The sequence below is a fragment of the Rhodococcus (subgen. Prescottella) equi genome (assembly GCF_003013675.1).
In the GTDB taxonomy this organism is placed as follows: domain Bacteria; phylum Actinomycetota; class Actinomycetes; order Mycobacteriales; family Mycobacteriaceae; genus Prescottella; species Prescottella equi.
The window spans coordinates 5229541-5251559 of sequence record NZ_CP027793.1 but is presented as its reverse complement, the minus strand read 5'-3'; the positions used below and the strand labels follow the sequence as shown (position 1 = coordinate 5251559).

The window sequence follows — 22019 nt, the reverse complement described above, 5'->3', positions numbered from 1 at the left end:
TCTGTGTCCTCCCCGTCTGCGGGTCTGCTCGGCAGGTTGCCGTGGTTGTCTGTTGAGCTCCCCCGGGTGAGGCTGAACCCCTGAACTGCTGGGCAACGAATATGCCACCTGATCACTGTTTCCACACAATTATCCACAGATGTGGACAACGCTCGAGTGTGGGCTCGGCGGCTCGGGATGTTCACTCACGTCGAGCCCTCGAGGCTCTCACCAGGTGGAATGGTTTCCCGAGGGGCGACGCGCCTACCTGCGCGGGTCCGGACCCGGGCCGCGGGCGGGGGTGTTAGTTGTCTTACAGTCCTGCTTCTCGAGTGCGGTGCGATCACGCAGCCGGCGCGGTCCACTTCTCGAGACGTGCGCGCAGGTCGACAAGGCCATTCACGGACGGTAACAACCGATAGGTCGGTTCACTGCGATTCGAAGGATTCGGGCGCCCGAATCTCACACCGACGTCCCGTCGCGCAAGCCGGCGCCGACCCCGGTTTGACCTCGACTCCGGTGGTCAGTACCCTCGAACAGTCACCCGATGGTGAAGGATGCGCGCTGACCGCAGGTCGGTGCCCCGGATGCCGCGAGTGGCCCCCCGATTTCCAGTGAAATGTTAGACCGACGCCGTCCGGCGTCACCGATCTTCGAGGAGTGTTGACCGTGGCCAAGGGCAAGCGGACGTTCCAGCCGAACAATCGCCGCCGCGCGCGCGTTCACGGCTTCCGTCTTCGTATGCGGACCCGTGCGGGTCGTGCAATCGTTTCGGCGCGTCGCCGTAAGGGCCGCGCCGAGCTCACCGCCTGATTCGATCCTGACGTCAGGAGCTCGGGGTGTTACCTGAGCCGTACCGCCTGCGTCGCCGCGCGGATTTCTCCGCGACGGTGCGTGGCGGGCGTCGTATGGGTAGACGGGATCTGGTCGTCCACGCTCGCGAGCGTGGTGCGACCGACACCCTGGTGAGCATCGACGGGCCCCGTTTCGGGCTCGTCGTGAGCAAGGCTGTCGGACCGGCGGTGATTCGTCATCGAGTCGCCCGCCGGTTTCGTCATATCTGCGCCGGCTTGGTCGACACTCTCCCCGTCGACACCGACGTGGTGATTCGCGCGTTGCCGGGATCGGCGACCGCAACTTCCCGGGAACTCGACAAACAGCTGCGATCGGTCCTGCGACGGATGGATCTGCTGGCTGACGAAGGCAAGCCGGCATGAGCAGCGAACACGATGAGGCGCGGACCGAGCCCGGTCCGCGCTCGTCGTCGTTTCTCGGCACTGTGTGGACCACGCTGCGAAGTTTCCCCGCGCGGGTCCTGATCTTCCTCATCGAGCTGTACCGGACGTACGTGTCCCCACTCCGCCTGCCGACCTGTCGGTTCACGCCGACCTGCAGCGAGTACGCGGTCGACGCGATGCGGACCCACGGTGCGATCAAAGGCTCGGCACTGACTGTCGTGCGGCTCGCGAAGTGCGCGCCCTGGCACCCTGGTGGGTGGGATCCCGTCCCGGAACGACGCGGACGGCACCTCCACCATGTGAGCCAGGAATGACGCGTCCCGCTCGCCCGGAACTTGCCCAACTCCACGGCGTGGTGAACGTGGACGAACAGAGGAGTGCTTAGAGTCGTGCTCGACTTCATCTACTATCCGGTGTCTTGGATCCTTTGGGTCTGGCACAAGGTGTTCGGCGCCGTACTCGGCCCGGACAACGGCTTCGCCTGGGCGCTGGCCGTCATGTTCCTCGTCTTCACGCTGCGTGCCATTCTGTACAAGCCGTTCGTGAAGCAGGTGCGCACCACCCGGCAGATGCAGGAGTTGCAGCCGCAGATCAAGGCGCTGCAGAAGAAGTACTCCAAGGACCGCCAGCGTATGGCGCTGGAGATGCAGAAGCTCCAGAAGGAGCACGGCTTCAACCCCGTGATGGGCTGTCTGCCCGTGCTGCTCCAGGCGCCCGTGTTCATCGGCCTGTTCCACGTGCTGCGTTCGTTCAACCGGACCGGCACCGGTATGGGACAGCTGGGCATGACGCCGGAGCAGAACGCCGCCATCGGCAACTACGCGTTCAGCCCGGACGACGTCCAGTCCTTCCTGAGTGCCCGTCTGTTCGGTGCCCCGATCTCGGCTGCGATCACCACCCCGCAGGCACAGCTCGAGGCGTTCGGTCTGTACGGCACGGTCCCGACGGTTCTGAACATCGCGGCCGTGGCGATCCCGCTCATGGTCATCGCGTCCGTCGCGACCCACTTCAACTCGCGTGCCTCGGTCGCCCGCCAGAGCGCGGCCGCCGCCGCCAACCCGCAGTCGGCGATCATGAACAAGCTCGCGCTGTGGGTGTTCCCGCTCGGCGTGCTCGTCGGTGGCCCGTTCCTGATGATCGCGATCCTCCTGTACTGGGTCTCGAACAACATCTGGACGTACGCGCAGCAGCACATCGTCTTCCGCCGCATCGACGCGGAGGAAGCAGCGAAGAAGCAGGCCGTGATCGAGCGTCGGGCCGACAACGCCCCCAAGCCGGGAGCGCGCCCCAAGGTCGACAAGAAGAAGGCGTCCGCGCAGCAGTCCTCCCCCGTCGTAGACGCGGAGTCCGAGGATGCCGGCTCGACGGACGACACGGAGAGCAGTTCGGGCTCGGGCGGAGGTGCGGCCGGTAACCGGCCCAAGCCGAAACCCCGGCCCGCCGCGAACCGTCCCAAGAGCAACAAGCGCAAGCGGCGCTGACCTCGAGAAAGAGATCGACGATGACCAGTGAGCAGGACATTGCCCGGGAGGGTGAGGACAGGGAGAACACGGACGTGGTAGTCGAGACTCCTGATGTGGCCACCGACGGCGAGGACGACCTCATCGAGGAAGGCGAGATCGCCGGTGACTACCTTGAGCAGCTGCTCGACGTGCTCGACTACGACGGCGACATCGACCTGGACGTCGAGGGCGACCGGGCGGTCGTGAGCATCGACGGCGGTGACGATCTGGCCAAGCTCGTCGGCCGCAAGGGCGAGGTTCTCGACGCGTTGCAGGAGCTGACGCGCCTCGCGGTACAGCAGTCCACGGGCGTCCGGAGCCGGCTGATGCTCGACGTCGCCGGCTGGCGTGCCGGTCGTCGTGCGGAGCTCTCCGCTCTGGGCAAGGAGGCCGCCGAGCGCGTGCTGGAGTCGGGTGAGCGTGAGTCGCTGGCGCCGATGACGCCGTTCGAGCGCAAGATCGTCCACGATGCGGTGGCGAAGGTTGCCGGCGTGTCGAGCGAGAGCGAGGGCGCCGAGCCCAACCGCCGCGTCGTCGTTATCAAGGACTGACGTAGCGGGCTCGCCCGAAAATCGTGGAAGGGCCGCGACTCCCCCGGGGAGTCGCGGCCCTTTCTCTTGTTGTGTGGTGGTGGGTTGGGGAGGATGTTTCACGTGGAACTGGTTGATGAGCAGTGGGATGTGGTTGGTGCGGTGGCTCGGGTGTTCGGTGAGCGGGCGCCGTTGGCGGAGGCGTATCACGCGTCGTTGGCGTCGGATGGTGTGGTGCGGGGGTTGATCGGTCCGCGGGAGGTGCCGCGGTTGTGGTCGCGGCATGTGCTCAATTGTGGTGTGTTGGGTGAGTTGGTGGGGGCGAACGAGTCTGTGGTGGATGTGGGTTCGGGTGCGGGGTTGCCGGGTGTGCCGTTGGCGATTGCGCGTCCGGATGTGCGGGTGACGTTGGTGGAGCCGTTGCTGCGGCGGTCGGTGTACCTACAGGAATTCGTCGACTCGGTGGGGCTGTCGAACGTCACCGTGGTCCGCGGCCGCGCGGAACAGGAAGGTGTCGTCAAGGAGGTCGGCGGCGCGGATGTGGTGACGTCGCGGGCGGTGGCGCCGTTGGAGAAGTTGGCGCGGTGGTCGTTGCCGTTGGTGCGGGTCGGTGGTCGGATGTTGGCGTTGAAGGGTTCGAGTGCAGCGGAGGAGATCTCCCGCGACCGCGCGGCGCTGACCCGACTCGGCGCCGGGAAACTCGAAGTGCTCGAGTGCGGTGGCAATGTGCTGCCGGTGCCGACGATCGTGGTGAGTGCCGAACGCGTTGCGCACCATCGTCATCGCGGCCAGCGCCGCTGAGTCCGCATCGCCCCGACCCCTCCCCTCCCCCACCGCCGATTCGGTCGTGACGCGGTCAACCACCCACGAACGGCGCGACGAACACGCACGGCACGGGCCGGGGATGGTCCGGATCCAGTGCGTTGAGCACATGGCCGGCTGTGACGCGGGAGGCCAAGAGCGCGATATGGTCCGAGTAGTCCTGCGAACATCCGTCCTGGACTACGATGTTCGTCGCGTTGGGGCCCTCCACGTAGCCACTGGTGTACGGCCAGATGCCCTCGTCGTAACGGGTCATGATGTTGGTGTAGGTGACTTCCGGTGCGTACAGGCCGCCCTCGTGCAGTTTCGCGATGAACTGCGATGCGGGCAGGAACTGGACACACGCCTGGCAGAACGGCAGCACGCCACGGGCATCGTCGGTGCCGAGCGCGAGGAGCGTTGCGCCGCCGTCAGGTCCGGTGAGGGCACTGCCGTTCCACGCCGGACCGAGCGAGATGTACTTGTCGACCTTGGCTGCGCCACCGAGGTACTTGACGAAGTAGTTGGGCACGACCGATCCCTGTGAGACACCCAGGATGTCCACGCGTTCCGCGCCGGTCGCCGCGAGCACCTCGTCCACGAAGGCGCCGATCTGGGCTGCGCTGTCCTCCGCGCGGAGCATCCCCCCGATTGCGCTGATCGGGTACGGCTGGTCTGCGTAGTTGCCGAAGGTCGGCGCGAAGACGCAGTAGCCCTCGTTGGCGAGCAGCGGTGCAAACGTGGTCCAGTTGTTGAGTCGATTGCCGGCAGTGCCGTGGACGAGCACCACGGGGTTCGGGTGTTCCGCGGTCGGCTTGCACGACCAGTCGTTGGATCCTGCCGCGGATCCGCCGGGGTTGGTGAACTCGTCCTGCACGAAGAGGAAGTAGGGCACCGGGTACGGCTCTCGCGCGCTCGCCGCCGCGGGAGACATCCCGACGGTGACGACGGATGCGACGAGCGTAAGTGCTGCGGCGATCGCCGTCCGCCATCTGCGTGGTTGCTGTGTAACTGTCATGGTGTCTGCCCCCTCGAGTTGCCCGGTTCGAAGGGAACAGTACGGGTCGGGCGGTTTCTGGGAGTTGATTCGGAGAATCCATTCGCCGTAAACCTGAATCATGTTGTGCGACAGGGATAAATCCACACGGTTGTACCGGGTGGACCGGCGGCGTCGCCTGCCTGTCCATGAACCTCCTGGTGTTTCGTCACTGTGACAGCAAAATCCGGCATTGGGGCCCACGGATGTCGCGTCGGCGTGGCGACCGAAGCGACGTCCGACGTGTTTCACGTGAATCAACGTGATGATCCTCCCCTCCCCTGCACCGGTCACGACTGTCCCGGATCGAAGGTGTCGGGACGGTGCGACCCTGCAGGCGAGTAGAGCTAAGTGGTGGGGACGCCGCGAAGACAAGGCGTGCATGACGATGCCGAGGGCCGTCGACACCCGGGGCGTGCAACCCGTCCCTGGTGCACCTTCGTGAGACGCGTCGAGTCGTGCAGGTGGTCCGCCGCCCCCGAGTCTCCCCGTCGTGTTGCTCGGACCGCACCTGTGCCGCGTCGATTCGATCGGCACTCGTGTCGTGTACGAGCATGACGCGGCCGGGTGGTCCTGAGCTGGCGGGCACGACGCGTCGTCGGATCGGGGGCGCCGACTCCATGGACTAGTGCGGCACGCGAGCGTAGTCCGGCGGGGTACGGTTCGCGGACTCCCGCAGTGGCGGCATCCGGACCGCCGGCAAATGAGTCCCACGTGGAGCTGCCGCCGCGGTCCTCCTCCGCTTTCATCTCCGCTCCGGAGGGGTTCTTGTCGCCGGCTCGTCGAAAGTGCGCTTTCCGGCCGACCGAAGCGCGACGACCCGGGCCCGCGCGGGCCGTTTCGGGCGGGCCGCCTTGTTTCACGTGAATCATGTTGTACGGCAAGGAAATAGCGAGATCAAGCAGGTTTGGCCGAGCGCCCGCGTCGTACACCCACCCGGGGGTACCGGGCGATTTCGTCACTGTGACAAACGGTTCCGAGTTTTGCTCGGCGTGGCCGTCGAAAGGGTCGTGATCGACCGCCGGCAGACGTCAGAGGGGCGCCGAGGGGCGACCGTTTCACGTGAAACGGTCGCCGTATCCCCGCGCGGTGTTCCACGTGAAACACCCTGCCGGACACTCCCCCACTGAATCGGGCGACGCACACGACGAGCTCACCCCGTGCGGCAACGCCTGCCCGGGTTTGTTGTGTGGTGGTGGGTTGGGGAGGATGTTTCACGTGGAACTGGTTGATGAGCAGTGGGATGTGGTTGGTGCGGTGGCTCGGGTGTTCGGTGAGCGGGCGCCGTTGGCGGAGGCGTATCACGCGTCGTTGGCGTCGGATGGTGTGGTGCGGGGGTTGATCGGTCCGCGGGAGGTGCCGCGGTTGTGGTCGCGGCATGTGCTCAATTGTGGTGTGTTGGGTGAGTTGGTGGGGGCGAACGAGTCTGTGGTGGATGTGGGTTCGGGTGCGGGGTTGCCGGGTGTGCCGTTGGCGATTGCGCGTCCGGATGTGCGGGTGACGTTGGTGGAGCCGTTGCTGCGGCGGTCGGTGTACCTACAGGAGATCGTCGACGACATCGGACTCGACAACGTGAGGGTCGTGCGGGGGCGGGCCGAGGAACCCGGTGTCGTCAAGGAGGTCGGCGGCGCGGATGTGGTGACGTCGCGGGCGGTGGCGCCGTTGGAGAAGTTGGCGCGGTGGTCGTTGCCGTTGGTGCGGGTCGGTGGTCAGATGTTGGCGTTGAAGGGTTCGAGTGCAGCGGAGGAGATCTCCCGCGACCGCGCTTCCCTCACGCGGCTGGGGGCTGGCAAGCTGGACGTCGTCGAGTGTGGTGTCGAAGCACTGCCGGTGCCGACGATCGTGGTGAGCGCGGAGCGTGTTGCCCAACACGGTCGTCGGCACCGCTGAGTTGCGGGCTTTCGAGGGCTCGAGGGTTGAGAATTACCGCATGAGTGGTCATCAAGTGAAGGAGCAGTAGATGTCGGCTGGATCGGAGTCCGCCGTTTCACGGGAAACAGTTTCACGTGAAACCTCAACGTCGTCCGACGCGCCGAACGGCGGCAGCGGAGACGGTTATGCCCACTCCCCCTATTCCGGGATCTCGCTCGCGGACACGCCGATCGGGGCAGCCGCGCAGCGAGCCAGCCAGGTGCTCCACCCGGGGTCGGTGAGCCTGCCTCGACCACCCGAACGTCGCGTCTTCACTATCGCCAATCAGAAGGGCGGTGTCGGCAAGACGACGTCCACCGTCAACCTTGCGTCCGCGCTGGCGATCCAGGGACTCACCGTCCTCGTCGTCGACCTCGACCCCCAGGGCAACGCGAGCACTGCGCTCGGCGTCCCGCACACGTCGGGGACGCCGTCGAGCTACGAACTGCTCCTCGGTGAGGTGACGGCGAAGGAGGCGATCCAGCAGAGCCCGCACAACGAGCGCCTCTACTGCATCCCCGCGACCATCGACCTGGCCGGCGCCGAGATCGAACTCGTCTCGATGGTGGCGCGCGAGAACCGGCTCAAGAACGCGCTGTCGGAGAAGGCGCTGGCCGACCTCGACTTCGACTTCATCCTCATCGACTGCCCACCGTCCCTCGGACTGCTGACGGTCAACGCGATGGTCGCCGCGAAGGAGGTGCTGATCCCGATCCAGTGCGAGTACTACGCCCTCGAGGGTGTCGGGCAGTTGCTCCGCAACATCGAGCTCGTCCAGGCGCATCTCAACCCCGATCTGCACGTGTCGACCGTCCTGCTGACGATGTACGACGCCCGAACCAAGCTGGCCGACCAGGTTGCCGAGGAGGTGCGCAAGCACTTCGGTGACGTGGTGCTGCGGGCGGTCATCCCGCGCAGCGTCAAGGTGTCGGAGGCCCCCGGCTACGGCATGACGGTCCTCGACTACGACCCCGGATCCCGGGGCGCCATGAGCTACCTCGACGCCGGCCGCGAACTCGCGGCGCGCAGCATGTCCACCAACACTCAGGAGCAGTGAGATGGCGCAGACACGCAAGGGCGGCCTCGGACGCGGGCTGGCCGCACTGATCCCCACCGGGCCCGCGGGCGGCGGGCCGGGTCTCGGGACCGCCGCCGCGGACGTCATCATCGGCACCTCCGCCCCGACCACCGACGCCGCCGCGGTCGAGACCGCAGCCGACACCGCGGCGGAGACGGAGGCGCCGGCGAAGGCGTCGAAGCCCGCCAAGAAGGCGCCGGCCAAGGCACCCGCGAAGGCGGCGTCGAAGACCGCGGCGAAGGCGGCGTCGTCCGACGACGTGGTGGCCACCGCGCCCACGCCGGCGCCCGCCGTCCGTACCGACGGCGAGCCCCTCTCCCCCACCGGGGCGGTGTACCACGAGATCCCGCCGCTGCAGATCCAGCCCAACCCCAAGCAGCCGCGCAGCGTCTTCGACGAGGAGGCGCTCGGCGAGCTGGTGCACTCGATCCGCGAGTTCGGTCTCATGCAGCCGATCGTGGTGCGCCGGATCGGACCGGAGCAGTACCAGCTCGTCATGGGCGAGCGTCGGTGGCGGGCCAGCCAGCTCGCCGGGCTCGAGACGATCCCCGCGATCGTCCGCGAGACCACCGACGACTCCATGCTTCGTGACGCGCTGCTGGAGAACATCCATCGGGTGCAGCTCAATCCGCTCGAAGAGGCAGCCGCGTACCAGCAACTCCTCGAGGAGTTCGAGGTCACCCACGAGGAGTTGGCGTCCCGGATCGGACGTTCGCGTCCGGTTGTGACCAACATGATCCGACTCCTCAAGTTGCCGATTCCGGTGCAGCGGCGGGTCGCGGCGGGCGTCCTGTCCGCGGGGCACGCACGGGCGCTGCTGTCGCTCGAGGCCGGCGCCGACGCTCAGGAGGTGCTCGCGGCACGCATCGTCGCCGAGGGCATGTCGGTCCGCGCCACCGAGGAAGCGGTCATGCTCGCCAACCGTGAGGGCCCCTCCCCTACCCCGCCGGTGAAGCGCAAGCCGATCCAGATGCCGGGCCTGCAGGATGTCGCCGAGCGGCTGTCGAATTCGTTCGATACCCGCGTCACCGTGAGCCTCGGCAAGCGCAAGGGCAAGATCACCGTGGAGTTCGGTTCGGTGGACGACCTCGAGCGCATCGTGAAGATGATGGAGCAGCAGGCGGGTAGCTGACATCGCCCCGGCGCCCCGGGGCGATACGTCACAGTGACATAACCGGTCGTGGTGCCCGGTCGGGAACCGGACACGGCAGTGTCGCGCCCGGGACGCGGGACGGGCGCGCGGGGCAAGTCCGACTGTCGCGCCGCCGACGGAACTATCCCCTATTCTGGAGGGGATAGTTCCGTCGAGGCGGGTGAACCTCCCCGAGTGGTCTGGAGGCTGGGGGCATGGAGGCTGGCGTACACGGTGTCGACTAGCGTCACGTCTCTCACCCTGGACGGTCTCGACAAACTGTCCTCACATGCCCGGCGATGCGTCTTCTGGGAGACCGATCCCGCCGCGGTCCGCGCGGCGCGCGAGACCGGCAACTTCTACGATCCCGAGTTCGAGAAGGAAGCGTGGCTGTCGATGGTCATGCTCCAGTGGGGATCGTGCGGTCAGGTGGCGATGGTCGACGACAAGCCGGCCGGATGCGCGCTGTACGCGCCGCCGAGCATGGTTCCGCGTGCCGACCTGTTTCCCACCTCCCCCGTCAGCGCCGACGCGGTGCTGCTCACCACGATGCGGCTCGAACCGATCGGCGACGAGCACGGTCTCGGTGCGACGCTGATCCAGGCTGCCGTCGGTGATCTCGTCCGACGCGGTGTCCGGGCGCTCGAGGCGTTCGGTATCCGGGGCGAGGCACCCAGCGACGTCCCGACTGCGACCGCGGCGCTGGACTGCTCCCCGCAGGAATGCATGATCAGCGCCGATTTCCTCGAGGACGTCGGCTTCGAGGTGATCGCGCCCCACCACCGCTTCCCGCGGCTTCGCCTCGAGCTCGATCGCGACCACCTGTGGAAGGCGGACGTCGAGGCGGCCCTGGATCGCCTCCTGGAGGTCGCGGCCCTGTCGATGCTCGACATCGACGAGAAAAGCCCTGTAGCGGTCCGCTAGAGGGCTTTTCGGGCGTCCCGGCAGTCGGGCAGGTCCAGCTGTGGGAGGGTCAGCGCGCCTGCGGTGCGCTCGACAGTTCCTCGGCGAGCAGCTCGGCGAACGTGAACGTGCCCGTCGGGGCGTCGTCCTGTCCCAGTAGGTACAGGCGCTTGACGGCGATCAGGATTGCTTCGGCGATCGTGTCCCGCGACCGCGGATCCGTGAGTACCCGCACGTCGGATTCGTTTGTGAGATAACCGATGTCGACCTGAACGGTGGGCATCTTGGTGAGCCGCAACAGTTCCCAGGTACGGCCGTGAGTCCTGCAGTCCCGCAAAGGAGTTCGGGCCACGATCTCGCGCTGGATGAACCCGGTGAGGATCTGTCCGATCATCGAGGTGGATCCGTGCGAGTTGCCGAAGTGGTAGCTGGCCACGCCGCTCGCGGCGGGGCTGGAGTGGCTGTCGCAGCGCAGCGCGATCATGAGATCGGCGTCGAAGCCGTTGGACGTCTCGGCACGCTCGGCCTCGGACGGATTGGCGTGCTGGGGCCGGGACAGGAACGTCTCCATCCCGGTCGCGGCCATCCGGCCCTCGAGCCGGCTCGCCAGATCCCACAGGATGTCGGCCTCGCTGACCGGGCCGTTCGGGGTCTGCACGACCAGGCCCGTGTCGGCGCCGCCGAGCCCGGGATCGATGACGATCCGCTTGCCGCTCAGCTGCGGGCCGGAGCGGCGGACCAACTCCTCCTCGCTGATCGCGTGCGGGGAACCGCCGGAGACGCGGGTGCCGAGCAGTTCCAGCGACCGCAGCGTCGCGGGACCGCAGATGCCGTCGGCGGCGATGCCGATCTCACGCTGGAACGAACTGAGCGCCTCGTGCGTCTTCGGCCCGAAGTAGCCGTCGACGCGTCCGACGTAGAAGCCGAGGTCCTGCAGGCGCGTCTGCAGCGCGGCGACGTCGTCGCCGTACAGCGGCGCCGACAGTTGGTAGATGAGGGTGCGGGCACCGAGCCGGTACGACGCCTCCTTGAGGGAGCGGTACGTTGCCGGACCCACGATGCCGTCGACGAGCAGCCCACGTTGCTGCTGGAATGCCCGGACCGCGGAATCGAGATGGTGGTCGAACATTGCGTCGGGTGACACCCAGTGCGAGCCGTTGACGGACTCGCGCTGCGTCTCGGCCACCCCGTTGTGGAGGAAGCCCAGGCCGGTCAAAGTACCCCGAATCTCGGCGACGGCGGGGCCGTGATCGCCGTGACGGAGTAGCTGCATGCTCGCGGGCCTTTCGTTGCGCGTACGTTTGTCGATTCTCTCAGACGGCGCTCGGCCCCGGAAATCTGCTCGGGCCACAGTGTGACAAGGCTGTGGTCACACTGTGGCCCGGCAAAGGGTCCAACGGGTCGAACGGGACGCGTCAGAGGACGTCCGCGAGGTCCTTGAGCAGCGCGGCCTTGCCCTTCGCGCCGACGATCGTCTTCACGGGCTTGCCGCCCTGGAACAGGATCATCGTGGGGATGGACATCACCTGGAAGTCGCGGGCCGCGCCCGGATTCTGGTCGATGTCGAGCTTGGCGATCGTGAGCTTGTCGCCGTGCTCACCGGCGATCTCCTCCAGGACCGGGGCGACCATCTTGCACGGGCCGCACCAGGTGGCCCAGAAATCGACGAGCACGGGCTTCTCGGCGTCGAGAACGTCCTGCTTGAACGAGTCGTCGTTGATGGTGATGGTGTTCGCCACAGAATCCTCCTGGGATCTGATCCGGGTGGGTTGACGGAAGGGGTCGAGCAGATCAGGCGTCGACGGCGACGGGTTCGCCCGCGGCGGCCAGGGTGTTGTCGGTGATGTCGCCCTGATCGGCCAGCCAGCGCTCGGCGTCGATCGCGGCGGAACAGCCGGTTCCGGCCGCGGTGATGGCCTGACGGTAGGTGTGGTCCACCAGGTCGCCGGCCGCGAAGACACCCGCGGCGGAGGTGGCGGTGGTGGGCGACTGCACCTTGACGTAGCCGGCGTCGTCGACGTCGACCTGGCCCTTGACGAGCTCGCTGCGCGGGTCGTGGCCGATCGCGACGAACATGCCGGTGACGTCGAGCGTGGACTGCTCGCCGGTCACGGTGTCGCGGATGACGAGGCCGGTGACGCTGTTCTCGCCCAGCACCTCGACCGGTTCGGCGTTGGTGACGAAGCGGATCTTCTCGTTCGCCTTGGCGCGCTCGAGCATGATCCGGGACGCGCGGAACTCCTCGCGACGGTGCACGAGGGTGACGCTGCGGGCGAACTTGGTCAGGAACGTGGCCTCCTCCATCGCGGAGTCGCCGCCGCCGACCACGACGATGTCCTGGTCGCGGAAGAAGAAGCCGTCACAGGTGGCGCAGGCACTCACACCGCGACCGAGCAGGCGCTCCTCGCCCGGGATGCCGAGGTAGCGCGCGGCGGCACCCATCGCGAGGATGACGGCGCGTGCGTAGTAGGTCTCGCCGTTCGCGACGACCTTCTTGACCGGCCCGTCCAGCTCGATCTCCTCGACGTCCTCGGTGCGGATGTCCGCGCCGAAACGCTTGGCCTGCTCGCGCATCTCGTCCATGAGATCCGGGCCCATGATGCCCTCCCGGAACCCGGGGAAGTTCTCCACCTCGGTGGTGGTCATCAGCGAGCCACCGAACTGGGTGCCCTCGAAGAGCAGGGGCTCGAGCTCCGCACGGGCGGCGTAGACGCCGGCCGTGTACCCGGCGGGTCCGGAGCCGACGATGATGAGGTCACGGACCGTGGTCGGAGTAGTCATGCGGGCCTTTCCTGTCTGTCCTGCGCTGCGTTCGTGTCGATAGCTCACGCGGACGCGCCCGGGAAGGCGTGGCTCGCGGAGTCGGTCAGGTCAACAACAGATTAGTGGCTGTTGTTCCCTGCGGGGGTGTGCCGCGACGGGACCCCGCTGTCGAACGTTTCACGTGGAACCAGACGTGTGGAGCGCGTCATAGGGCGCGGGTGCGCTCAGTCGGCCCGCCGGGCGAGGTCGGCGACGTACGGCCGGACGAGGTCGGCGGCGGTACGTCGCACCTGTTCGACGTCCTCGCCGCGCTCCACCTGGCGGGTCGCGGCGTGCAGCACCGCGTTGATCAGCTCGGACATGGCCGGGACGTCGGACGCGCCCAGCTCGCGCAGCGCGTCGGACAGCGGGGTGTAGAGGTCGTCGTGCATCGCGCGACTCTTGGCGTTGATCTCGGGTCCGGGCGCCAGCTGCGCGAGCGCGGTCGCGATGGCGTGTTCCCCCTCCGCGACCAGGTCGAGGTTCGCGTCGATGTACGCCAGAACCCGGCGCTCCGGGGCGCCGGCATGTGCCATGGCTGCGGCGACGCGGGCCGACCATCGGGGGAAGGCGTCCTCGATGAGCGCCTCGAGCAGGTGCTGACGGGACTTGAAGTACTGGTACATGCTCGACCGCGCGAGCCCGGCCCGAGCGGCCACCTCACCGAACGACGGGATGTCGGTGGCCCCTTCGGCGAGGACCTCGCGGGCAGCGTCGAGGAGGGCACGTTGCTGGGCGGCTCGATGCTCACCGACGGTGGGTGCATTGATCCGCGGCACGTGCCCTCCTCTCGCTGGGGATCTTCCGGACTATCGCGGTGTGAGCCGCCCGTCCGTCATCTCGACCACGCGGTCGCAATAGTCGAGGACATCGTAGTCATGAGTCACCATGACGGTCCCGACCTTCGATTCCCGGGTCTCGCGCGCCAGCAGCTGCACGATCTCGTGGCTGCGGGCCCGGTCGAGGGCCGCGGTGGGTTCGTCGACGAGCAGCAGCGACGGTGTCGACACCAGCGCGCGAGCGATGCCCACCCGCTGACGCTCGCCGCCGGAGAGCTGATCGGGACGGCGGTCGGCCTTGTGGGCCAGGCCCACCTGCTCGAGCAGCGCGAGCGGGTCGCGGAACTTCCGGCCCTTCGTGTTGCCGAGGTGCGACACCAGGCGCAGCTGGTCGGCGGCGGTGAGCGACGGGATGAGGTTGCCGCTCTGGAAGACGAAGCCGATCTGTTCGAGCCGGAACTTCGCCGCCTCGGACTTCTTCATCGTCAGCAGGTCGTGGCCGCCCACACGGACGGCGCCCGAGTCGGGAGTGGTGAGTGCGCCGGCGACGGCCAGCAGGCTCGACTTGCCGGAGCCCGACGGTCCGACGACGGCCACCATCTCGCCGGGGCGGACGGTCAGGCTCACACCGTCCAGTGCGGTGACGGTCTGCTCACCGTCGCCGAGGGTCAGGTTCGCGTCGACGATCTCCAGCGCGGCAGTGTCGATACGGGTTTCTGCGGACGTGGTCACGGCGGAGTCCTTTCCGGCGCTCATCGCTGGCCTCCCAGCGCGTTCAACGGATTGACCGACGCGATGCGGACGATCGCGATCGCGGCACCGACGAGGCCGAGCACCATCAGCAGGACGGCGGCGACGGCGACTGCGCCGGGCTCGAGCAGGAACGGCACTCCCCCGCCGATCAGCGATCCGAAGCCGTATCCGACGGCGGCACCGACGGCGACGGAGCCGAGCAGCAGGATGAACGCCTGCGCCAGGCCGTCGCGCAGCAGGTAGCCGGTGGAGGCACCCATCGCCCGCATGACGGCGATCTCGTGCTTGCGTTGGATCGTCCAGACGGTGAAGAACGCACCGACGACGAGCGCGGAGATCGCGTACAGGAACACCTTGATCAGGTTGAGGGTCATGGTCTCGGCGCTGTAGCCGGGCGACGACGCGAACGAGTCCTCGAGCGCGACCGTCGAGGTTCCGGCGGCGGCGTCACCGGCCGCGTAGTCGAGCGTCGCACCCGGCTCGGCCTTCAGCGCGACCGCGGTGGATTCCGTCATCGACTGGGCGGGCACGGGCTCGCCGGGGCGTACGCCGGAATGCAGCTGGCGCCACATCTCGATCGGCAGGTACGCGACATCGACGTGGCCGAAAGTCTGCTTGCCCTCGGTGATGCCGACGATCTTCAGCTCGGTGCCGAGGCGATCGATCGTGACGGTGTCGCCGAGCGCGACGCCCTCGTCGAGTGCGCTCTTGCTGACGACGATGCCGTTCGGATCGCCGAGGCCTGTCCCCTGCGCGGCGCTCGGCGCGAGGAAGGAGTCGACCGGGACGCCGAACAGCGCGAGGTCGACGGGGACGTCCTTGTCGTTGTGGGCGTTGACGAGCATGTTGCCGAAGGGCGCGGCCTCTTCGACGCCGGGCTGCTCGCGCCAGGCCTCGACCTGCGTGTCGGTGACGACGCTGCGCGAGAAGGCCGAGTCTGTCTTGGTCCCCTCGTTGAAGGCGAACCCGTCGACGGGCGTGGCCTTCAGGCCGGAAACGCCGTCCTCGACGAGGCCGGAGGACAGGCCGGACAGCAGCACCATCAGCACGGAGATGAGAGCGATGACACCACCCATCAGGCCGAATCTGGAACGCGCGAACCGTAGCTCCCGCAGGGCGAGGAACATTCTCGAACTCCTGGTCGGTGTGGGGTGTTTGTGGGGTGTTGACGACAACCGCCCGCGATGCTCGACGAATCGACATCTTCCCGACGGCCTGTCGGCAAATATACCAACACCGTGTCGGTAACAGTCGTGACGTTCCTCTCGCCGCACCGCGCACAGAAGAGGCGGCCGGCTTCGCAAACCGAGAGGATGGCGCAACGGGCTGTCCGTGGCCGACAATTCGAGGCGATGAGTGCACACGTGAACGGCAGTTCCGTCCAGTCCGGACGGCCCCGCGACCCGAGAATCGACGCCGAGGTCCTCGCGGCGACCCGCGACATGCTCGTGGAGGTCGGCTGGGACCAGTTGAGCCTGCGTGCAATCGCGACCCGGGCGGGCGTCAGCCGGGCGGCGCTGTCGCGGCGCTGGCCGTCCAAGGCGCACCTGGTGCTGGACTCCATCCTCGGATCGACCCCCGACCTCGCGCCGTTCGAGGGCACCGACCGCGCCGGCTGGATCGACTGGGTGGTCGCCGGCAGTGCGCAGATCTTCTCGCGCCCCGACGTCCGGGCCGCCGCGCCGGGACTGCTGGCGGCCCTGCGGGATCACGACGACCTCCGAAAAGCGTTGTGGCAAGGGTTCAGTGGACCGGCGGCCGAGCTCTTCGCGGCGCACGCGGGGCCGGGTGAGTCGGAGGATGAGCGGCGTCGGGATCTGCTCGACGCCCGAGCGGTGCTGGTGATGGCCGCGGGATCGGCCCTGTTCTCGAGCCTGATCGTCGGCGACGATGCCACGCCCGAGCTGCGAGCGCGCATCCTCGAACTGCTCGCGCCGGTCGCGGAGCGACGTCGACCCCAGTCCGAAAGATAGTTCGGTTCAGCCGATTTCGGTGCTGTCGATCAGGTCGGGGTGCGTCGCGTCGCAGCCGGTGCCGACGACCAGCGCGAGGAGGGTGGGCGGGGTGGGCCCCGCGACCAGCAACAGCACGGCGTCGGTGTCCTGGAAGCGCACGGCACGCATACCCAGGACGGGCCGGGTGGCGCCGACACCGACGGCCGACAGGCAGGCCGACCGCACCTCCGGGCGGGCGAGGGCTCCGACTCCGTCGGCAGCGGATTCCGTATCTCCGACCAGTGCGAGGAGCTGCCCGCGATCCAGCTCGCCGCTCAGTTCGACCCGGGCCGGCGCCACGTCGGGCGCAGTAGTGGTGGCCGACGCGACGGCCTCGGGCCCCGTGGAGCCGGAGCGGTCGACGCCGGTGAGGGCGAAGACGACCGCCACCGCCGCAGCCATCGACGCGGCCGCGACGCCGAGCCAGGCCATTCTCCGCCGCTTCGCGGTGGCGTCGGCCAGCGGCACGACGTCGGAACGAGGTGCCGAAACATTCAGCCCCAGCGCCGAATTGATGCGCGCCGCGACGTCGTGAGGAATTGGTGTCTCGACGCTGTGATCGCGGCCGACCTCGGCGAGGCGCGCGCTGACCGCGTCGAGCGCGTCGAGCACGGCCACCGCCTCCGGGTCCTGCCGGACGAGCGGCCACAGCTTGTCGCTCACGGCGTCGGGAAGGACACCGGCGTGCAGGTCGGCGAGCAGATCGGTGGAGAACGGGGGGCCGAGAACGGCGTCGTCGTCGTGGAGCGTCATCTCACCTCCTACCCGCAGTTCCCGGGGCACGATTGTGCCTTCAATCTGTTCTGACGCGGGAGAATCAAGATCGGTTCCCTACATCGCGCAAGTATTCCAAATGAGATGCGAGCTTGGTACGGGCGCGTGCACAGCGGCTCTTGACGGTCCCCTCGGGCACGCCGAGCCGCCGGGCGGCCTCGGCCACCGAATAACCCTCCATGTCGACCGCCACGACGGCCGCCCGCTGGTCCGGGGAGAGCCGCTGCAGGGCCTGGTCGACGAGGATCGACGTCTCGCGTTCGGAGATGCGGTCGCGGTCGTCGCCCGGATCCTCCGCGTCGTCGTTCGACAGCGACACCGTCTGCCGCACCCGGTTGCGCCGGATCCGGTCGAGACACGCGTTCACCACGATCGTGTGCAGCCAGCTGCGCACGGCCGCGTCCTCTCGGAACGAGCCCGCCGTCCGATGCGCCGACAGCAGCGCCTCCTGCAGCGCGTCCGCGGCGTCCTCGGCCGTGTAACTCGTTCTCCTCGCAACGTGCCAGAGATGGTCGTAGTGCCGATTCAGCAACTCCGCGAACGCGTCCCCATCACCCGACGCGTGCGCTGCCAAGAGTTCCGAATCCGACAGACCAGCTTTGGCGACCCCCCTGAAGATTCGCACCGGCGGATGCTAGCTGATCGGTTGCCCGACATGCCGTGCCGGATCGGGTCGGACGGTATGTCAGGACGCCGCGGTGAACGCGACCTCGGCGATGCCGGACTGGTTCTTTCCGCTCGTTGCGCTCAGATCGGTGATCCACACGAGGACGTTCTTGGTGGCGCCCTCCGCGGTGAGTGGGATTTCCGTCACACCGTCCTTGAGGGTGGCGTTCCCGATGACCCGCGTCTGGTCCAGCGACGTGTTCGGGGACGGCGCCGTGCGGATCTCCACCTGGGTGCCCGGCGTGGGCGAGGTGATCTGCATGCTGGTCAGCTTCGCCGCGTCGGGGAGCGTCACCATCAGCCCCACGCCGTTCTTGAGCGCCGGGAACGGCTGGAAGTACGCATCGGTGTTCCACACCGTCGCCGGGTTGCCGTCGATCGCCATACCGGCGTTCGCGGCATTGTCCGGGGTGCCCTGCGGCGAGAACACGGCCGCGTTCACGGGCCGGACCGTCGTGGTCGCGGACGGCGCAGCGGACGGCGACGCCTCCGACGACGGCTCGGGCGCCACGGCGGACGTCGTCAGGCCCAGGTTCTGCTTGTTGAGCGGTTCGTCGGAGTTGCCGCCCGTCAGCAGGCTCACGAGCCACCAGCCGATCAGGGCGAGCACCACCACGGTCAGCACACCGAGGGACACGAGCGCGATGAGTGTGCGGTCCGACTTCTGCTTCTCGGCGGCCGCCGTCTCGGGATCCTCCGGCAGTGCGTGCCCGGTGCTGCCGGGCGCCCGCTGGCCCAGGCGCAGCGCCGGCATCAGGTCGGTCTTCTGGTCGACGACCGTCGCCTGGTCGAGAATGTGCTGCACCGTTCCCGCCGCACGGATTCCGCTGTCGCCGCCCAGCGCGCGGGCCGCCACCGCGGAGATCTCGAACGGCACGTCCGGGCGCACCTCGCGCGGCTCGACCGGACGGCCCGACGCGTCCCGGTCCGCCGGGAGCATCGCGTCGCCGTCGTCGGGCCGGTTGCCCGGGCCGTCGAGCGGCCAGCGGTCGGTGATGAGCGCGTACAGCATCGCGCCCAGTCCGCGCACGTCGGAGGCCGGGTCGGCGTCGGAGAGCGTGCCGGGGAACGCGAGCACTGCGTCGCCCGCCGCGCTGATCCGGATGCGGTCGGGGTCGTCGACGGACAGCGCGCTGCCGCCGCGGTGCGCGGCCTCGGCCGCCCCGGCGAGAGCGCGGACGGCGCGGGCGGCGCCGATCGGTGACGGCTGGGTGGACGCCATCTCCTTGAGCGAGCGACCCGGCGTCCACTCGGCGACGACGATGCCGCCCGAGGAACCTCGGACCACGTCGAGCACGCGGGCGAGGCCGGGCGAATTGATCCGTCCCAGGCGCAGCGTGCGCGACAGGATCGCCTGCGGCCCATCGGGGCCGGTAGCGGCCGGACCTTCGGCCTGCTGATCGGCATCGACGAACGTGAGCGCCACCTCGCGGTCGAGCTTGATGTCGAGGGCCTGCCAGAACTGCAGCCCACGGGCGCCTCCGTGCGGTGCCAGCAGCCGGTAGCGGCCGCCGGCGACCGAGGCGCCCGGCACCAGTTGGGGTCCGCGCAGCGGGCGGCGGGGCTCGGAGACCGCGCCCGTGACGCGCAACGGCGGAAGCTGCGGCGAACCGATCGGAAAGACGCCGGTGTCGACGTTCAGATCCCGGGCGCGGCGACGGCGATCCGACGTCCGGTCGGCGTCCTCCGCCTGCGGGTCCGCATCCGACGCGTCGGAAGACTCTGCCGCCGAGCCGGTTTCGTTCGACGTGGTGGCGTCCGGCTGCTCGTCCGACGAATCCGTCGAAGCGCCATCGGCGTTCACCACCTTGGTGGTGCCGTCCTCGACGTCGGTGGACGTACCGTTGCGCTTGCCGGCACCGTCGTCGTCGCTCACACTCGCTCCTTCAATGAACTCGTCGGGAATGTAATCCGCGCCGACGTATGCCTCGCTGCGTCCAGGGTACGGGAGGCCATCGGGCCTATCGAGTGACCGCGGCAGGTCCCGGACAACCGGAATCAGTTCGGTATCAGCCTCGTACGGCTGCGGTGCCGCGGTGGTGTCCTCGTCCGCTCCGCCGCCGCGGCCGCGCAGCGCCGACACCTTGCGGCCCACCGCGACGGTCACGGCCATCACCTCGGGCACCTTCGCCAGCCACATCAGGACGAACGTGACGACCAGCATGATCGCGCCGGTGATCGCGACGCGGACCATCGCGCCCGGCCCGCCGAACGAGTCGGACAGTTTCTCGAGCCCGAGCAGCTTGTCGGCCGCGAACATCGCGACCGCACCGGCCGCGGACGCGAGCAGCACCAGCCACACCGTCTTGCCGACGTTCGCCATCCTCAGGTCGCCGAGGCTGCGGTGCAGCAGGAAGCCGCCGATGAACGCGCCCGCGATGAACGCGACACCGTTCGCGGCGCCGAGCAGGATCACCACCTGCTGGTTGTCCGCGGCCACCAGCGGCGTCAGCGCCGACAGCGCGATCTTCACACCGGTGATGCCGAGGATGATCCAGGTCGGGGTCCAGGCCTGCTCGCGCGCATAGAAGACGCGGAGGTGGATCAGCACCAGCGAGTACGGGATGAGCGTGAACGCCGACCAGCTGACCGCCTCGCCGAGCCGCTCGGCGTTACCGGCCCCGAAGTTGCCGTAGCCGTACAGCGCGTGGCCCACCTGGGGGCCCGCGAACGTCAGGAACGTGATGACCGGGATGAGCGCGATCATCGTCAGACGGGTGGCCACCGACAGGTCGTCGACGACGGCGGGGGTGTCGTCGGCGGCCGCGTTGCGGCTCAGCCGCGGCATGATCGCGGTGAGCACCGTGACGCCGAGGACGCCGTACGGCAGCTGCAGCAGCAGCCAGGCGTTGTTGTAGATCGCCGGGCCGGCCTCGTCGGCGTGCGCCGAGACACGGGTCGCGAAGACCATGCCCGCCTGACTGATCAGCACGTACAGCACGATCGCGACGGCCATCCCGCCGAACTGCTTGAGGCGGTCGTCGAGACCCCACAGCGGGCGCAGCGAGATGCCGTTGCGCTTGATCGCCGGGATCAGGCTGACCGCCTGCGTCACGACACCCGCGGTGACGCCCAGACCCAGCAGCAGCAGGTGCGGGTCGCTGATCCGGACCGGGTCGAGCGAGATCTCACCCGGGATCAGCCAGTACGCGGCGAGGATGCCGAGCACCACCAGGTTGTTCAGGACCGGCGCCCACGCACCCGGTTTGAAGTCCTGGCGGGTGTTGAGGATCGCCGTGAGCAGCGCGGACAGGCCGTAGAACAGGATCGCCGGCAGCAACAGGAAACACAGCGCCGTGGTGAGGGCGGTGTTGACCTCGCCGTCGTCCGGCAGGAAGACCTGCGTCGTGAGGATCGGCGCGGCCGCGGTCGCGAACAGGGCGGCCGTCCCCAGCAGGGCCAGGGCGGCCGTGAAGAGTCTTCGGACGAACGCCGCACCCTGGTCGGGGTCCTCACGTTCGGCGCGCACCAGCACCGGCACGACGATCGCGGTGAGCACCGCGCCGAGCACCAGCTCGGAGATCATGTTCGGGATCTGGCTGGCGACCGTGAAGGCACTGGCGACCGCGGGACCGAGCGCGGTCAGCAGCAGCAGCTGCTTGAGGAACCCGGTCATGCGGCTGATCAGGGTCGCGATCGCGATCGATCCCGTGGCCGCCAGCAGGCCCTTCTGCTGCTTCTTCGCCGTCGGCTCGGACGCCTGCTCGGGTGCGTTCTCGACCGCCGGACGCGGCTGGGCCGGCCGGGGGACGGCCTGGGTCGCGGCCGCGCGCGGCGGCATCGGCTGCGGGCGGGGGCCGCCCTGGGGCTGCGGGCGTCGCATGCCCGGCGGCATCGGGCGCGGTCCGCCGGGAGGCATCGGGCGCGGTCCGCCGGGAGGCATCGGGCGCGGTCCGCCTGGAGGCATGGGTCGCTGGGCTCCGGGTTGACCAGGTCGCTGCGCTCCGGGGGGCACGGGACGCGGTGCGCCCGGCATCGGGCGCGGCGGCATCCGGCGTGGCGCGCCGGGCGGGACCGGGCCGTTCTGCGGCGGCGGGACCGGGCGTCGGGCGGGCTGCTCAGGGGAACGGCGATCGGGGGCAGGACCGCGGTTCCACGGTTCCGGCCGCGCCGACGACCGAGCGCCCTCGTCGCGAGAGTT

Annotated in this window: 21 protein-coding genes; 11 read left to right on the top strand and 10 right to left on the bottom strand. The window is 68.6% G+C overall.

What is annotated here, in order from left to right; genetic code table 11:
• The first annotated feature begins 648 nt into the window (after positions 1-648).
• From rpmH to rsmG (C7H75_RS24335), 6 genes are all read left to right on the top strand, one after another.
• Positions 649-792, top strand: a complete 144-nt coding sequence (gene rpmH / locus C7H75_RS24360) for a 50S ribosomal protein L34 (RefSeq protein WP_005516618.1) — start codon at positions 649-651, stop codon at positions 790-792.
• Positions 793-818: 26 nt separating this feature from the next.
• Positions 819-1196 (top strand): ribonuclease P protein component, encoded by a 378-nt coding sequence (rnpA, locus tag C7H75_RS24355; protein ID WP_080559294.1) that lies wholly within the window; start codon positions 819-821, stop codon positions 1194-1196.
• Positions 1193-1531, top strand: coding sequence for a membrane protein insertion efficiency factor YidD (gene yidD / locus C7H75_RS24350; protein WP_005516623.1), 339 nt, complete (start codon positions 1193-1195; stop codon positions 1529-1531). Before rnpA ends, yidD begins: the two co-directional genes overlap by 4 nt.
• Positions 1532-1606: 75 nt before the next feature.
• A complete protein-coding gene (yidC, locus tag C7H75_RS24345; protein ID WP_005516624.1) occupies positions 1607-2698 on the top strand; it encodes a membrane protein insertase YidC in 1092 nt (363 codons plus the stop codon).
• Positions 2699-2718: 20 nt separating this feature from the next.
• Positions 2719-3270: a Jag family protein gene (locus C7H75_RS24340; protein WP_005516625.1), complete on the top strand. Its 552-nt coding sequence runs from the start codon at positions 2719-2721 to the stop codon at positions 3268-3270.
• A 93-nt stretch (positions 3271-3363) separates the two neighbouring features.
• Positions 3364-4050 (top strand): 16S rRNA (guanine(527)-N(7))-methyltransferase RsmG, encoded by a 687-nt coding sequence (rsmG, locus tag C7H75_RS24335; RefSeq protein WP_060934534.1) that lies wholly within the window; start codon positions 3364-3366, stop codon positions 4048-4050.
• Positions 4051-4105: 55 nt separating this feature from the next.
• Here rsmG (C7H75_RS24335) and C7H75_RS24330 read toward each other — a convergent pair whose 3' ends face one another.
• Positions 4106-5068 (bottom strand): esterase/lipase family protein, encoded by a 963-nt coding sequence (locus tag C7H75_RS24330; protein ID WP_064059512.1) that lies wholly within the window; start codon positions 5066-5068, stop codon positions 4106-4108.
• A 1227-nt stretch (positions 5069-6295) separates the two neighbouring features.
• On the opposite strand from C7H75_RS24330, the gene rsmG (C7H75_RS24325) reads away from it, so the two are divergent.
• The 4 genes from rsmG (C7H75_RS24325) (at position 6296) to C7H75_RS24310 (ending at position 10131) form a co-directional block, all read left to right on the top strand.
• A complete protein-coding gene (rsmG, locus tag C7H75_RS24325; RefSeq protein ID WP_106851958.1) occupies positions 6296-6976 on the top strand; it encodes a 16S rRNA (guanine(527)-N(7))-methyltransferase RsmG in 681 nt (226 codons plus the stop codon).
• Between the two features lie 70 nt (positions 6977-7046).
• Positions 7047-8054 (top strand): ParA family protein, encoded by a 1008-nt coding sequence (locus C7H75_RS24320; RefSeq protein WP_013417697.1) that lies wholly within the window; start codon positions 7047-7049, stop codon positions 8052-8054.
• A 1-nt stretch (position 8055) separates the two neighbouring features.
• Positions 8056-9207 carry a ParB/RepB/Spo0J family partition protein gene (locus tag C7H75_RS24315; RefSeq protein WP_084924176.1) on the top strand — a complete coding sequence of 384 codons (1152 nt, stop codon included), beginning with the start codon at positions 8056-8058 and terminating at the stop codon, positions 9205-9207.
• A 234-nt stretch (positions 9208-9441) separates the two neighbouring features.
• A complete protein-coding gene (locus C7H75_RS24310; protein WP_022598717.1) occupies positions 9442-10131 on the top strand; it encodes a hypothetical protein in 690 nt (229 codons plus the stop codon).
• Between the two features lie 49 nt (positions 10132-10180).
• Here C7H75_RS24310 and C7H75_RS24305 read toward each other — a convergent pair whose 3' ends face one another.
• The 6 genes from C7H75_RS24305 to C7H75_RS24280 all read right to left on the bottom strand — a co-directional run bounded on the left by C7H75_RS24305 (position 10181) and on the right by C7H75_RS24280 (position 15571).
• Positions 10181-11383 carry an N-acetylmuramoyl-L-alanine amidase gene (locus tag C7H75_RS24305; RefSeq protein WP_005516639.1) on the bottom strand — a complete coding sequence of 401 codons (1203 nt, stop codon included), beginning with the start codon at positions 11381-11383 and terminating at the stop codon, positions 10181-10183.
• A gap of 142 nt (positions 11384-11525) precedes the next feature.
• A complete protein-coding gene (trxA, locus tag C7H75_RS24300; RefSeq protein ID WP_013417694.1) occupies positions 11526-11849 on the bottom strand; it encodes a thioredoxin in 324 nt (107 codons plus the stop codon).
• 52 nt (positions 11850-11901) lie between these two features.
• A complete protein-coding gene (gene trxB, locus C7H75_RS24295; protein ID WP_064076442.1) occupies positions 11902-12891 on the bottom strand; it encodes a thioredoxin-disulfide reductase in 990 nt (329 codons plus the stop codon).
• A 206-nt stretch (positions 12892-13097) separates the two neighbouring features.
• Positions 13098-13691 (bottom strand): TetR/AcrR family transcriptional regulator, encoded by a 594-nt coding sequence (locus C7H75_RS24290; RefSeq protein WP_005516643.1) that lies wholly within the window; start codon positions 13689-13691, stop codon positions 13098-13100.
• A gap of 30 nt (positions 13692-13721) precedes the next feature.
• Positions 13722-14447 carry an ABC transporter ATP-binding protein gene (locus tag C7H75_RS24285; protein WP_005516644.1) on the bottom strand — a complete coding sequence of 242 codons (726 nt, stop codon included), beginning with the start codon at positions 14445-14447 and terminating at the stop codon, positions 13722-13724.
• Positions 14444-15571: an ABC transporter permease gene (locus tag C7H75_RS24280; RefSeq protein WP_005516646.1), complete on the bottom strand. Its 1128-nt coding sequence runs from the start codon at positions 15569-15571 to the stop codon at positions 14444-14446. The genes C7H75_RS24285 and C7H75_RS24280 overlap by 4 nt, the downstream gene beginning before the upstream one ends.
• 225 nt (positions 15572-15796) lie before the next feature.
• Here C7H75_RS24280 and C7H75_RS24275 point away from each other — a divergent pair, with 225 nt between their 5' ends.
• Complete coding sequence (locus C7H75_RS24275; RefSeq protein WP_081121849.1) at positions 15797-16417, top strand: helix-turn-helix domain-containing protein; 621 nt, start codon at positions 15797-15799, stop codon at positions 16415-16417.
• A 6-nt stretch (positions 16418-16423) separates the two neighbouring features.
• Here the strand turns inward: C7H75_RS24275 and C7H75_RS24270 are convergent, their stop codons facing one another.
• The 3 genes from C7H75_RS24270 to C7H75_RS24260 form a co-directional block, all read right to left on the bottom strand.
• Positions 16424-17191, bottom strand: coding sequence for an RsmA family anti-sigma factor (locus C7H75_RS24270; protein ID WP_013417689.1), 768 nt, complete (start codon positions 17189-17191; stop codon positions 16424-16426).
• A 64-nt stretch (positions 17192-17255) separates the two neighbouring features.
• Positions 17256-17837 carry an RNA polymerase sigma factor SigM gene (sigM, locus tag C7H75_RS24265; RefSeq protein ID WP_005516652.1) on the bottom strand — a complete coding sequence of 194 codons (582 nt, stop codon included), beginning with the start codon at positions 17835-17837 and terminating at the stop codon, positions 17256-17258.
• Positions 17838-17897: 60 nt separating this feature from the next.
• Complete coding sequence (locus C7H75_RS24260; RefSeq protein WP_106852066.1) at positions 17898-21659, bottom strand: lipid II flippase MurJ; 3762 nt, start codon at positions 21657-21659, stop codon at positions 17898-17900.
• Between the last annotated feature and the right edge of the window lie 360 nt (positions 21660-22019).